At 73.5% G+C, this 12,534-nt stretch carries 8 protein-coding genes, 1 tRNA gene and 2 pseudogenes; 6 read left to right on the forward strand and 5 right to left on the reverse strand.

Annotated elements, in window-relative coordinates:
• Positions 1-260: pseudogene (locus tag CRM73_RS15310) on the reverse strand (hypothetical protein); the annotation flags it as partial.
• Positions 261-423: 163 nt separating this feature from the next.
• On the opposite strand from CRM73_RS15310, the gene CRM73_RS15315 reads away from it, so the two are divergent.
• Positions 424-993, forward strand: a complete 570-nt coding sequence (locus CRM73_RS15315; protein ID WP_035927587.1) for a M48 family metallopeptidase — start codon at positions 424-426, stop codon at positions 991-993.
• On the opposite strand, the gene CRM73_RS15320 is transcribed toward CRM73_RS15315, so the two are convergent.
• A complete protein-coding gene (locus CRM73_RS15320; RefSeq protein ID WP_109222093.1) occupies positions 969-2,459 on the reverse strand; it encodes a zinc-dependent metalloprotease in 1,491 nt (496 codons plus the stop codon). The two genes, CRM73_RS15315 and CRM73_RS15320, sit on opposite strands and share 25 nt — an antisense overlap.
• A 216-nt stretch (positions 2,460-2,675) precedes the next feature.
• Between CRM73_RS15320 and CRM73_RS15325 the strand changes: the two genes are divergently transcribed.
• The 3 genes from CRM73_RS15325 (at position 2,676) to CRM73_RS15335 (ending at position 7,023) form a co-directional block, all read left to right on the forward strand.
• Complete coding sequence (locus tag CRM73_RS15325; protein WP_229588336.1) at positions 2,676-3,755, forward strand: S16 family serine protease; 1,080 nt, start codon at positions 2,676-2,678, stop codon at positions 3,753-3,755.
• A gap of 157 nt (positions 3,756-3,912) precedes the next feature.
• Positions 3,913-6,900 (forward strand): UPF0182 family protein, encoded by a 2,988-nt coding sequence (locus CRM73_RS15330; RefSeq protein ID WP_368797217.1) that lies wholly within the window; start codon positions 3,913-3,915, stop codon positions 6,898-6,900.
• A gap of 46 nt (positions 6,901-6,946) precedes the next feature.
• A tRNA-Met gene (locus CRM73_RS15335) sits at positions 6,947-7,023 on the forward strand.
• A 121-nt stretch (positions 7,024-7,144) separates the two neighbouring features.
• On the opposite strand, the gene CRM73_RS15340 is transcribed toward CRM73_RS15335, so the two are convergent.
• Both CRM73_RS15340 and CRM73_RS15345 read right to left on the reverse strand, forming a co-directional pair.
• A complete protein-coding gene (locus tag CRM73_RS15340) occupies positions 7,145-7,888 on the reverse strand; it encodes a PspA/IM30 family protein (protein ID WP_017833616.1) in 744 nt (247 codons plus the stop codon).
• A 154-nt stretch (positions 7,889-8,042) separates the two neighbouring features.
• Positions 8,043-10,094, reverse strand: a complete 2,052-nt coding sequence (locus tag CRM73_RS15345) for a TPM domain-containing protein (RefSeq protein ID WP_229588340.1) — start codon at positions 10,092-10,094, stop codon at positions 8,043-8,045.
• A gap of 279 nt (positions 10,095-10,373) precedes the next feature.
• Between CRM73_RS15345 and CRM73_RS15350 the strand changes: the two genes are divergently transcribed.
• Positions 10,374-11,849, forward strand: a complete 1,476-nt coding sequence (locus tag CRM73_RS15350) for a S1C family serine protease (protein WP_109243507.1) — start codon at positions 10,374-10,376, stop codon at positions 11,847-11,849.
• Between the two features lie 34 nt (positions 11,850-11,883).
• On the opposite strand, the gene CRM73_RS15355 is transcribed toward CRM73_RS15350, so the two are convergent.
• A complete protein-coding gene (locus tag CRM73_RS15355) occupies positions 11,884-12,351 on the reverse strand; it encodes a tRNA (cytidine(34)-2'-O)-methyltransferase (RefSeq protein ID WP_017833618.1) in 468 nt (155 codons plus the stop codon).
• Between the two features lie 58 nt (positions 12,352-12,409).
• Between CRM73_RS15355 and CRM73_RS15360 the strand changes: the two are divergent.
• A pseudogene (locus CRM73_RS15360) lies at positions 12,410-12,534 on the forward strand (cysteine desulfurase NifS); the annotation flags it as partial.

A 12,534-nucleotide genomic window follows, 5' to 3' on the forward strand; every position in this document is an offset into this window, starting at 1 on the left:
GCCTCGCGGGACCGGCCGACGTCCGCGGGCCGGTACGCGCCGGTCCCGAGGTCGGCGGCCGCGACGGGCGCGGTGTCGCTGACGTTGAGCCCGAGCACGCCGCAGCGCAGCAGGCGCACGGCCAGCGCCGCCGCGAGACCGTCCAGGCCCAGGAGCAGGACGTGCACCTCGTCCGGACGGGGCCGCTCGAGACAGGACAGGCGCAGTTCCGGGTCGTGCGGGGAACCCTGAGGAGGGCCGGGGAACGGAGTGGTGGGCACGGGACGCCTTCCGGGACGCGCGGGCGGGACGTCGTCACTCTCGCCCGGACCGTGCCCGCGGCGCGCCCGCCGGCGGGTCGTCCACAGTGCACGGCGGAGCGCCGTGCACATGGGCGCGTGCCGGCGTTTCGCGGCCCGTGCCCGCGGCGTGTTCAATGGCCCCATGCCCGTACCGTCGCAGCCCGAGGTCGTCGTGCGCCGCTCCGCCCGCCGGCGCAAGACCGTGTCCGCCCACTGGAGCGAGGACACGGTGGTGCTCTCGGTCCCCCAGACGGCCACCCGGCGGGAGATCGAGCACTGGACCCGGGAGCTGGTGCCCCGGGTCGTGGAGCGCCGGCGCCGCGAGGCGGCCAAGGGCGCCGACCGGCGCTCCGACGACCACCTCCTGCAGCGCGCCCACGAGCTGTCGCGGCGACACCTCGACGGCCGCGCCCGGCCCTCGGACGTGCGGTGGTCCGGGCGGCAGCACACCCGGTGGGGCTCCGCGACGCCGGCCACCGGCGTCATCCGGATCTCGGCGCAGCTCCAGCAGGCCCCGGAGTGGGTGCTCGACTTCGTGCTGGTGCACGAGCTCGCGCACCTGCTCGAGGCCGACCACAGTCCCCGGTTCCGGGAGCTCGAGGCCCGCTACCCCCTCGCCGAGAAGGCCCGGGCGTTCCTGGACGGCGCCGCGTGGGCGCACCGGCACGCAGGACGCGCCGGCGCGGATCAGCGGGAGCCGTCCCCGTCCTGAGGCCCGTCGTCCTCCGGCCGCCCGGGACCGCCGCTCGTGCCGGGCCCGCCGTCCGCGCCGGGAGCAGGGTCCGTGGCCGGACCGCCGTCCGCGCCGGGCCCGCCGTCGGGGCCCTCGTAGCCGCCCGAGAGCAGCCGCTGGAGCGCGGCGTCGACCTCGTCCTCGGACGCGGTGAGCAGCCCGCGGCGCTCGGTGAAGCCCGCGGGGTCGTCCAGGTCCTCGTCGGTGGGCAGCAGCTCCGCGGCGTCCCACAGGCCGTCCCGGTCCTCCACCCCGCGACGCTCGCCGACGTACTCCCAGAACTGCGCGGCCTCGCGCAGCCGGCGCGGGCGCAGCTCGAGCCCCACGAGGGAGCCGAACGCGTGCTCGGCGGGCCCGCCGGCGGCGCGGCGCCGCCGGACGGTCTCGGACAGGGCCTCCCCGGAGGGCAGGTTGGCGGTCGAGGCGACGGTGACCACGTGCACCCAGCCCTCCACGAGGGCGAGCACCGTCTCGAGCCGCTTGAGGGTGACCTCCTGGTCCGGGGTCTGCTGCGGGGCGAAGATCCCGGAGGACAGGGCCTCCTGCATGCTCGAGGGATCCATCGGGTCGATGTCCCGGGCGGCCTCCTCGATGCGGGACATGTCGATGTGGATCCCCGCGGAGAAGCGCTTGACGAGGTCCAGGATGTGCTGGCGCAGCCACGGGTTCGCCGCGAACAGCCGGACGTGCGCCGCCTCCCGCACGGCGACGTAGAGCATGATCTCCTGCGCGGGGATGTCCAGGCCCTCGCCGAAGGCCCTGATGCTGGCGGGCAGCAGCCCGGAGCGGCCCTCCGCGAGCGGGAGGCCGATGTCGGTGGAGCACAGCACCTCGCGGGACAGGCCGCCGATGGCCTGGCCCAGCTGGATCCCGAACAGCATCCCGCCGGCGCCCGCGAGCATCCCCGAGGCCCCGCCCATCATGGCGGACAGCTCGGGGGGCAGCTGCTGGGTGAGGGCGTCGGTGAGCGCCTTCGTCACGGACTCCGCGACCGGGCCCGTCATGTCCTTCCAGGTCTCCTGGGTGGCCTCGATCCACTCCGCGCGGGACCACGCCTGGGGCCGGATCGAGGTCTGGCCGAACTCGGTGTGGTCGGCCAGCCACAGCTCGGCGAGGCGCATCGCGTCCTCGACCGCGCCGCGCTGGGCGGGGGTCACCGACGGGTCGCCGTCGGCGGCGGCGATCTGCCGCGCGTGGTCGTGGGCGAGCTTCCAGTTGACCGGTCCCTCGGACGCCCCGGCGCCCATCATGGACTGGATCTGCTGGAACATCATCGACATCGCCTGGGGGTCCACCGGCACGCCGGCGCGCTGGAGGTCCTCCGGGCTCATCCCGCTCTGCCCCATGAGGCGCTCGAGCATCTCCTGGAAGGGGTCCTTGGGGCCGTCGCCGGAGTCGTCGCCCGGGGTGTTCCCGGGGCGGTCGTTGGGAGGCTGGGGAGTCATGGGTCCACCGTTCTTCGATCGGGTCGGGGGATCGGGCGGCACGGGCGCGCCCGACGTCTCTGCTCCCAGCGTAGCGAGCACCGGACGGGGCCGACCATGAGCCAACTCCCAGTTCGCTGGAAGCTCAGGGCCGGGTCGCGCGCGATAAGCTGGACCGTCCGGACCGTGCGGCCTCACAGCCTCCGGTCCCTCCGACGACGACGCCGAGGACCGCCCGTGACCGCATCCCCCCGCCCGCGCCGCGCCCTGCGCCGCCGCGGTCTCGAGTCCTGGGCGCTGCTGGGCTCCGCCGGGCTGCTGCTGGCCGGGACGGTGCTGCCCGCCCCGTTCGTGATCGAGGCTCCCGGGCCCACGTTCAACACGGTGGGGGAGCACGACGGCCGGCAGCTGCTGGGGGTCTCCGGCGCCCCGACCTACCCGAGCGACTCCGTCCTGGACCTGACCACGGTCTACGTGACCGGCGGGCCCAACAAGAACGTCAACGTGCTCACCGTGCTCGTGTCCTGGCTGGACCCGTCCGCCTCCGTGGTGCCGGCCGACACCCTCTACCCCCGGGACGTGTCGGGGGAGGAGGCCGACCAGTACAGCATGGCGGCGATGAGCAGCTCGCAGGAGGACTCGGTCGCCGCCGCGCTGACGCACCTGGGCCAGGACTTCAGCACCCGGCTCTCCGTGCAGGAGACGGTCCCGGGCGGCCCCGCGGAGGGGGTGCTCGAGCACGGCGACGTCCTGCGCGGCGTGGACGGGGAGCCCGTTTCGTCGCTGCCGTCCCTCAAGTCGGCTCTCGACGCGGCGGGGGAGCGCGGCGTCACCCTGCAGGTCGAGCGGGCCGGGTCGCCGCGCGACGTCGAGGTGGACACCGTGCGCGACGAGGCGTCGGGGAACTGGCAGCTCGGTGTGTTCCTGCTGGCCGCCTACGACTTCCCGATCGACGTGGCGTTCGAGCTCGACGAGGTCGGCGGGCCCAGCGCGGGGCTGATGTTCGCGCTGGGGATCGTCGACGAGATGACCCCGGGCTCGATCGCCGGGGACCGGCACGTGGCCGGCACCGGCACCATCACCCCGGAGGGGGAGGTGGGGCCCATCGGCGGCATCCGGCAGAAGCTCGAGGGGGCCGCGGCGGCCGGGGCGGAGGTCTTCCTCGCCCCGGCGGACAACTGCGCCGAGGCGCAGGGCCACGTCCCCGAGGGGCTGACGGTCGTGTCCGTGCGCACCCTCGACGACGCCGTGGCCGCCGCCGAGGCCGCCGGGAGCGGCGGGGACCTCTCCGCGCTGCCGGGGTGCGCCGCCCGATGACGGGCGCCGTGTGCACGATTGCACCCCCGAGAAGCCCGCGGGCAGAATGGACGGGGTGCCCCGGCGACCCGCCGGCGGCGCTCCTCCTCGACGCAGGCCGCACCCCACGACTTCACGCACCACACCTGACGAACGACCCCGATTGCAGAGGTAACCAGTGACCGCCGGACCCACAGCCCCCCGACCACCGAGGCAGCAGCCAGCAGGACAGCGGCGGAAACGGGGTGCGCTGTGGCCGACGGTCGTGGTCGTCCTGGTCCTCGTGGCCGCCTTCGTGGGACTGACGCAGCTCTACACGGACGTCCTGTGGTACGACCAGCTGGGCTACCTCAGCGTGTTCGTCACCGAGAACGTCACCAAGATCGTGATCTTCGTGGTCGCCGCCGTGCTCGTGGCGGCGCTGATGTTCGCCAGCCTCTTCCTCGCCTACCGCAGCCGGCCGATCACGGCCGAGTCCATCGTGGACGACAACCTGCGCCGCTACCAGGAGGCCCTCGAGCCGGTCCGCAAGATCGTCATCGTGGTGGTGCCCGTGCTCTTCGGGCTCTTCGCGGCGAGCACGGCGATGACCCAGTGGGACACCGTGCTGCTGTTCCTCAACCAGGAGCCGTTCGGCCAGGAGGACCCGCAGTTCGGCCTCGACATCGGCTTCTACGTCTTCACCCTCCCGTTCCTGCGCTTCCTCATCGGGTTCCTGGTCTCGGCGATCCTGCTGGCCGGCGTGGCGGGGATCCTGATGCACTACGTCTACGGCGGCATCCGGATCACCGAGCGGGGGCTCAGCACCACCCGGGCGTCCCGTGTGCACCTGGGGGTGCTGGCCGCGCTGTTCCTGCTGCTCCAGGCCGCGAACTTCTGGCTGGACCGGTACTCCACGCTGCAGTCCACATCCGGGACGTGGACCGGCGCGCTGTACACCGACGTCAACGCCGTGATCCCCACCAAGGCGATCCTGGCGGCGGCCGCGCTGATCGTCGCGGTCCTCTTCGTCGTCGCGTCCTTCATCGGCCGCTGGCGGCTGCCGATCATCGGCACCGCCATGCTGCTCGTGGTCGCGGTCGTGGCCGGCGGGATCTACCCGTGGATCGTCCAGCGCTTCCAGGTCACGCCCACCGAGCAGGCCCTGGAGAGCCAGTACATCCAGCGCAACATCGACCTCACCCGGTCGGCCTACGGGCTGGACGCGGCCGAGGTCATGCCGTACGACGCCACCACGGAGACCGAGCAGGGCGCCCTGCGCCAGGACACCGAGACCACCTCGAACATCCGTCTGCTGGACCCCAACGTGGTCTCGGCGGCGTTCTCGCAGCTGCAGCAGTTCCGCCCCTACTACCAGTTCCCGGACACCCTCAACGTGGACCGCTACGAGATCGACGGCGAGGTCCAGGACACCGTCATCGCCACGCGTGAGCTGAACCCCGACCAGAACCAGGGGTGGTTCAACCAGCACGTGGTCTACACCCACGGCTACGGCGTGGTCGCCGCCTACGGCAACCGGGTCGAGGTGGACGGCAAGCCGCAGTTCATGCAGTCCGGCATCCCGTCCCGGGGCGTGATCTCGGACGACTACGAGCCGCGCATCTACTTCGGTGAGAACTCCCCGCTGTACTCCATCGTGGGCGGCGCCGAGGGCGACGAGCCCCTCGAGCTGGACCGTCCGCAGACGGCCGGCGACGAGGCCGGCGACGCCAAGACGACGTTCGCCGGCAACGGCGGGCCCAGCATCGGCAACTTCTTCAACCGGCTGGCCTACGGCATCAAGTTCCAGTCCTCGGACATGCTGCTCTCGGACGCCGTGCGCCCGGAGTCGCAGATCCTCTACGACCGGGACCCGCGCGAGCGCATCGAGAAGGTCGCCCCGTACCTGACGGTCGACGGCGCCCCGTACCCGGCCATCATCGACGGTCAGGTCCAGTGGATCGTGGACGCCTACACCACCTCGGACGCCTTCCCGTACTCGACGCCGTCGGTGCTGCAGGAGGCGACGCAGGACACGCAGACCGCCCAGGGCGCCGCGGCGGCCCTGCCGCCGGAGCGGGTCAACTACATCCGCAACTCGGTCAAGGCCACGGTCAACGCCTACGACGGCTCGGTGAACCTGTACGCGTGGGACGACCAGGACCCGGTGCTGAAGGCGTGGCAGAACGTCTTCCCGAGCACGCTCAAGCCCTACTCCGAGATGTCGGCGGAGCTCATGGCGCACGTGCGCTACCCGCAGGACATGTTCAAGGTCCAGCGGGAGCTGCTCAACCGCTACCACGTCACGGACTCCGGCAGCTTCTACCAGAACGACGACGTGTGGTCCGTGCCCAACGACCCGACGCAGGACTCGGACGTGGCGCTGCCCCCGTACTACCTGTCGATGCGGATGCCCGGTGAGGAGGAGGCCAACTTCTCGCTCACCACCTCCTTCATCCCGCAGCAGTCGGAGACGGGCAACACCCGCAACGTGATGTACGGGTACCTCTCCGCCAACTCCGACGCCGGCACCGGCGAGGACGGCGTGAAGAGCGACGAGTACGGGACGCTGCGCCTCCTGGAGCTGCCGCGCTCCTCCGTGGTGCCGGGCCCGGGCCAGGCGCAGAACCTGTTCAACTCGGACACCGACGTCTCCACGGAGCTGAACCTGCTCCGGCAGGGCGCCTCCGAGGTCATCAACGGCAACCTGCTCACCCTGCCCGCGGGCGGCGGCATGCTCTACGTGCAGCCCGTCTACGTCCAGTCCTCGGGCGACGCCGCGTACCCGACGCTGCGCCGCGTCCTTGTCGGCTTCGGCGAGGAGGTGGGCTTCGCGCCGACCCTCGAGGAGGCCCTCGACGAGGTCTTCCAGGGCGACTCCGGGGCCCAGACGTCGTCCGGTGCGGGCGTCGACGAGGCGGAGGCCGGGAGCCCGGACGGCGCCGGCGAGGACGGGGCCGAGGCCCCGGCCGGCGGCGCCAGCCTCGAGGACGCCCTCAGCGACGCCAACCAGGCGATCCAGGAGTCCGAGGAGGCCCTGCAGGACGGCGACTGGACGTCCTACGGCGAGGCCCAGCAGCGGCTGCAGGACGCCATCGAGCGGGCGCTCGAGGCGGACGGCGTCGTCGCCCCCGAGGCGGAGGGCGCCCTGGCCCCCGAGGAGCCGGCCGAGCAGCCCGCCGAGTAGCCGATTTGCGGGTCCACCCCGCGGCACGTATAGTCATACATGTCGCCGCGGGGTGGAGCAGTTCGGTAGCTCGCTGGGCTCATAACCCAGAGGTCGCAAGTTCAAATCTTGCCCCCGCAACCACGGAAGGCCCCCGGACCGTCACGGTCCGGGGGCCTTCGCCTTGCCCGGAGGACCCCGGGCACGGAGGAGCCCCCACGGCCGCGGCCGTGGGGGCTCCTCCTTGCCCGGGGACGGGGCGGGGTCAGACCTCTTCGGAGGAGACGATCCGCTCGGCGTTGCGGGACTTCAGGGCGGCGAGCCGGGCCTCGATCTCCGACTGCTGGCCCAGGGACTCGAGGGACTCGAACTGCGCGTCCAGGGAGGACGCGGCGAGCTCCTGCTGGCCCAGGACACGGGCCTCCTCGCGGCGGATCTTGTCCTCGAAGCGGGAGACCTCGCTCGTCGGGTCGAGCACGTCGAAGGCCTTGAGCGCGTCCTGGACCTGCGACTGCGCCTGCGCGGTCTTCTGCCGGGCGTTGAGCTCGTCCCGCTTGTTGGACAGCTCCTGGAGCTTGCCCCGCATCTTGTTGAGCCCGTCCTTGAGCTTCTCCACGACCTGGGTCTGGGACTGGATCTGCGGTTCGGCGCCGCGCGCCTCCGTCTCGTACTGGATCTGGCGCTGGAGGGCGACCTTGGCGAGGTTGTCGAACTTCTCGGCCTCGGAGGACTTGCCGGCGCCCCGGTACTCCTCGGCCTTGTTCGAGGCCGCGAGGGCCTTGTTGCCCCACTCCTGGGACTCGCGCACGTCCTCCGCGTGGTCCTGCTCGAGCAGGCGCAGGCTGCCGATGGTCTGCGCGACGGCGGCCTCGGCCTCGCGGATGTTCTCGGTGTAGTCGCGCACCATCTGGTCCAGCATGAGCTGGGGGTCCTCGGCGGCGTCGATCATGCCGTTGATGTTGGCCTTCGCGAGCTGGGCGATGCGGCCGAAGATGGACTGCTTGATCATGGTTCCTTCTCTCCTCTGGTGCTTCCCGGGAGGGGCTCCCGGGATCATGGGTCGGTCGGGGACGGTGGGTCGGTCAGGGGTCACGGGGCGGACGAGGGTCAGAGGGGCGGCGGTGCGCGGTGCCCGTCCGGCGGCGGGCGCCCGTCGGCGCGGATCAGAAGCTGCCGCCGATGCCGCCGCCGAAGCCTCCGCCGCCACCGCCGAACCCGCCGCCGAAGCTGCCGCCGAATCCGCCGCCGCCACCGCCGAAGCCTCCGCCGCCGTTGAGGATCGAGCCGAGGAGGATGCCGCCGAGCATCGCGCCGCCCAGACCGCTGTTGGAGCGGCCCCGGTGGCCGCCCATCCCCACGGGCGTGCCGAAGCCGCCGTAGGAGAAGGAGTCGACGTCCTGCTGGGCGATGTACTGGGCCTCGCCGGCGAGACGGACGGCCTCGTTGGCGCAGGTCAGCGCCTCGGAGGGGTCCGACTTCCGGGCCTGCTGGGCGGCCTCCAGGTAGCGCTCGGCCTCCGCGAGGCGGGTGCGCGCCTCCGGGCCGACACCGCCGCGGCGGGCCCAGATGTACTCGCTCGCCGAGCTCAGCTGGGCCTGCGCGGAGACGAGGGTGTGGGCGAGGGTCTCCCGCGCGGAGCGGTCCCGGTCGTTCTGGGAGCGCACCGACGCGAGCCCCTTGTCGAGCTCGTCCTTGGCCACTGCCAGACGCCGGCTCAGGCCGAGCGGGTCGATCCGTCCCGCGCCCATCTGCTCCTCGACGGTGCGCAGGACGGCGCCGACGCCGGCGACGGCCCCGGCGAGCTCCGGGTTGGAGCCGCGCCGGACGAGGGCGTCCGCCTCGGCGACGTCCCGCTGGGCGATGGTCACGGCGTCCTTGAGGGACTCCTCGGCGTGGGCGAGCTCGGTGGCCGCGTGCTCCACGGCGTCGAGCAGGCCCCCGGCCTGCCCCACGCCCTCCTCGGCGGCGCGGATGTCCAGCACGGCGTCGCTCGTGCGCCCGGCGGCGAGGTCGGTGCGGGCCTCCTCCACGGCGGTGTCCACGAAGTCGAGCCGGTCCCGGGCCTGGTCGATGTTGTCCTTGACGGGGGCGAGCGCCGTGTCGTTGTAGCGGGCGGTGAGCTCCCGCAGCCGGGCGTCGGCCGTGCCGAAGCGGGGGCGCACGGCCTCGGCCTGGCGCCGCACCTCCTCGAGCGCCTGCGGGGCGCGGGACTCCAGTTGGCGCAGCGAGCTGAACGCCTCCTGGTGCTCCTGGAGCGGGCGCTGGGCGTCCTGGGAGCGGGCGATGATCTCGCCGAGCCAGGCGCGCTGCTGCTCCTCGGTGTCGGGGATGTGGTCCTCGAGCTGCTGCTGGAGGGCGAAGGAGGCCTGCATGTGCTTCTTGGCGTCCTGGACGGCGCGGCGGAACGGCTCGACCTGCTCGTCCCCGTACTGCAGCTGGGCGAAGGCCAGCTCCTGCTCGGAGTGCTGGATGGCGTTGTCGGTGGACACCAGCAGCTCCCCGGCCCGCTTGCGCAGCTCCGGCACCGGGACCTCCTGGTAGGGGCCGGCGGGACCCTGCGGAGCGCCCCGGCCGCCGGGCCCGCCCTGCGGGGCGGACCCCTGCTGCCGGCGCTTCTTGTTGCGGGAGGCCATGCCGTGGACGGCGAGCCCGCCGAGGCCGAGCGCCCCGAGACCGAGCAGGCCGAAGCCCGCGCCGCCCCCGTCCGAGCTCTCCCCGGTCCCGGCGGGGGCGCCGGAGAGCTCGGTCTCGATGCCCTCGACGGCCCCCTCGACCGCGCCGTCCCAGTCGTCGGCCGCGAGCGCCGGGGTGATGAACTGCCGGTTGATGCGCTCCTGCTGCTCGGTGCTGAGGGGCCCCGTGGAGTACGCGGAGAAGCGCTGCTGCCGGTCCTCCGTGGCGACGACCAGCACCGCGTCCGAGCTGCCGAGCCCGTTGAGCTCGGCGAACTCCTGCAGCCACTCGTCGGGATCCGAGGGGTCGGTGAAGGTGTCGACGAACACGGCGGTGAGGGTGATCCCCTCCTGGGTGGCGAGCTCGCGCACGTCCGCGGCCAGCGCGGAGGGATCCTCCAGCACCCCGGACTCGTCGACGATCCGCTCGCCCGGGGGCACGTCGACGGGCGGCTGGGCGAGAGCCGCTCCCGCGGGTACGAACAGGGCGAGCGTCAGGCCGCAGCCGGCGGCGGTCCGGCGGGCAATGGGGCGCCAGTGCATGATCTCCCTCACGTGGTCGGTGCTCCCGATTCTAGGGCGAGGGCGTCACGGCGTGGCGATCGGCGCCGGACCTACGCGCAGGGCGAAACCACAAGGCGGCTGATGACCTGCGGGCGGGCCCCGGCGGTCCCCGGCCGCCGTCCGGGCGGCGCCCGGGGAACGGCCAGGGCTCTCAGCGTCGTCTCAGTGCGGACGTGGATACTTGGGGACAGAGCCGCCCGTGCCACCCCGTCCGCACCGGGGACCGCCGGGCCCGTCCGTTTCCAGGAGGAGACCCCCATGTCCGAGCCCCGCGACCCGCGGTACGGTGCCGATCCACAGCTCACACAGCCCCTCCCGCCCGTCTACGGCCGTCCGGCCCACGACCCGTGGGCGTCCGGCGCCGAGCAGGACGCGCGCGCCGGCCACGGGGCACCGCAGGCCGGCGGCCAGGACGCGGGCCCCTACGCCGGGGCGTGGCAGGGCGCCGGGGACCCCGCCGCCCGGCACCCGTGGGGGAACGGCACCGGGAGCGGCACCGGGGGCCGCCGGGAGCGGCGGCGCTTCTCGGGGGGATCGCTCGTGACGGGCATGGTCCTGGCCGCACTGGTGGGGGCGGGGGCGGCCGTCGGGACGGACGCCCTGCTGGACGGCGGCGGCGCGGCACCGGCGGCGGGCGGGTCGACGTCCAGCTCGGTCATCGTCAACGACCAGGACGAGGTGAACGCGGTCACCGCGGCGGCCGTGAAGGCGTCCCCGTCCGTGGTGACGATCTCCGCGTCCGGCGGCGGTCAGAACGGCTCCGGCTCGGGGGTGATCATCGACGACGAGGGCCACATCCTCACCAACACGCACGTGGTGACCCTCGACGGGACCACGAGCAGCCCCTCCCTCGAGGTGCAGCTCGACGACGGCAGGGTGCTGCCGGCCGAGGTGGTCGGCACCGACCCGCTGTCCGACCTCGCGGTGCTCAAGGTCGACGCCCAGGGGCTGACCCCGGCGACCCTGGGCTCCCTGGACGACGTGAACGTGGGCGACACGGCCATCGCGATCGGCGCGCCGCTGGGCCTCGCGGGCACGGTGACCGACGGGATCGTCTCCACCCTCAACCGGACCATCACGGTGGCCTCCTCCGCCGCGCCGTCCACGCCGTCGGAGGGCGACGGCGAGGGCGAGGAGCAGGGCGGCGGCAACGACTTCTTCTTCAACTTCCCCGACGAGGACGGCGGCTCCGGCGGCCGCTCGCAGGGATCCTCGCCGTCGGTGTTCCTCAACGTGATCCAGACCGACGCGGCCATCAACCCCGGCAACTCCGGCGGGCCGCTGATCGACACGGACGGCGAGGTGATCGGGATCAACGTGGCCATCGCCTCGGCCGGTTCCGGCACGGAGGCCGGCAACATCGGCGTGGGCTTCTCGATCCCCGTCGACACCGCCCAGCGGGTGGCCGTGGAGATCATCAACAACGGCCGGGCCACGCACGGCTACCTCGGCACGAGCGTGAGCGCCGCCCCGGGCGCGGACGGCCGGAGCCGGGCCTTCTCCGACGGCGCCGCGGTGGAGCAGGTCGTGCCCGGCTCGCCGGCCGACGAGGCCGGACTGGAGGTGGGCGACGTGATCACGGAGTTCGACGGCCACCGCATCCAGGACGCGAGCTCCCTGACGGCGGCCGTGCGCGAGCTGCCCGCCGGTGGGACCGGGACGATGACGTTCGTGCGGGACGGAGAGGAGCGCACCGCGGACGTGACGGTCGGGGACGCCGAGGAGCAGCAGTGAGCGGCCGGCCCCGGCGGGCGGCCGGTCGCCGGGGCTAGCTCCCGGCGCCCGCGAAGCCCAGCTGGCGCCAGGCCTCGTAGACGGCGATGGACGCCGAGTTCGCGAGGTTCAGCGACCTCCGGGCCGGCAGCATGGGGATGCGGACCCGCGCGGTGACGTGCGGGTCAGCCTTCACCGCGGCGGGCAGGCCCACCGACTCGGGTCCGAACAGCAGCACGTCCCCGGGGCGGTAGGCCACGTCCGTGTGCGAGACCTCGCCGTCGGTGGTGAACGCCCAGACCCGTTCCGGGGCCAGGGCGGCCCAGGCCGCGTCCAGGTCCGGGTGGACGGTCAGCACCGCGAGGTCGTGGTAGTCGAGGCCGGCCCGGCGCAGGTGCGCGGAGCCGAAGTCGAAGCCCAGCGGCTCCACGAGGTGCAGCTCGGCCCCGGTGACCGCGGCGAGGCGGATCGCGTTGCCGGTGTTGCCCGGGATCTCGGGGGTGTGGAAGAGGATGCGGAGCATGACCGCCAGTCTACGGACGCCGGACGCACGCCCGGGCCGGGGCCCTAGACTGGAGTCCGTGCCGCACGAGCCCGTCTACCTCGACCACGCCGCCACCGCGCCCCTCCGGCCCTCCGCGCTCGCCGCGGTCGCCGAGCAGCTGGCCCGCGGCGGCAACCCGTCCTCGCTGCACCGCCCCGGCCG

It is taken from the genome of Kocuria sp. CCUG 69068, from assembly GCF_020833785.1.
In the GTDB taxonomy this organism is placed as follows: Bacteria; Actinomycetota; Actinomycetes; order Actinomycetales; family Micrococcaceae; genus Kocuria; species Kocuria rosea.

Coding starts and splice junctions, on each gene's coding strand:
- CRM73_RS15345 (WP_229588340.1), bottom strand. CDS start 10,094: ATGCACTGGCGCCCCATTGCCCGCCGGACCGCCGCCGGCTGCGGCCTG.
- CRM73_RS15355 (WP_017833618.1), bottom strand. CDS start 12,351: ATGCTCCGCATCCTCTTCCACACCCCCGAGATCCCGGGCAACACCGGC.
- CRM73_RS15350 (WP_109243507.1), top strand. CDS start 10,374: ATGTCCGAGCCCCGCGACCCGCGGTACGGTGCCGATCCACAGCTCACA.
- CRM73_RS15320 (WP_109222093.1), bottom strand. CDS start 2,459: ATGACTCCCCAGCCTCCCAACGACCGCCCCGGGAACACCCCGGGCGAC.
- CRM73_RS15340 (WP_017833616.1), bottom strand. CDS start 7,888: ATGATCAAGCAGTCCATCTTCGGCCGCATCGCCCAGCTCGCGAAGGCC.
- CRM73_RS15315 (WP_035927587.1), top strand. CDS start 424: ATGCCCGTACCGTCGCAGCCCGAGGTCGTCGTGCGCCGCTCCGCCCGC.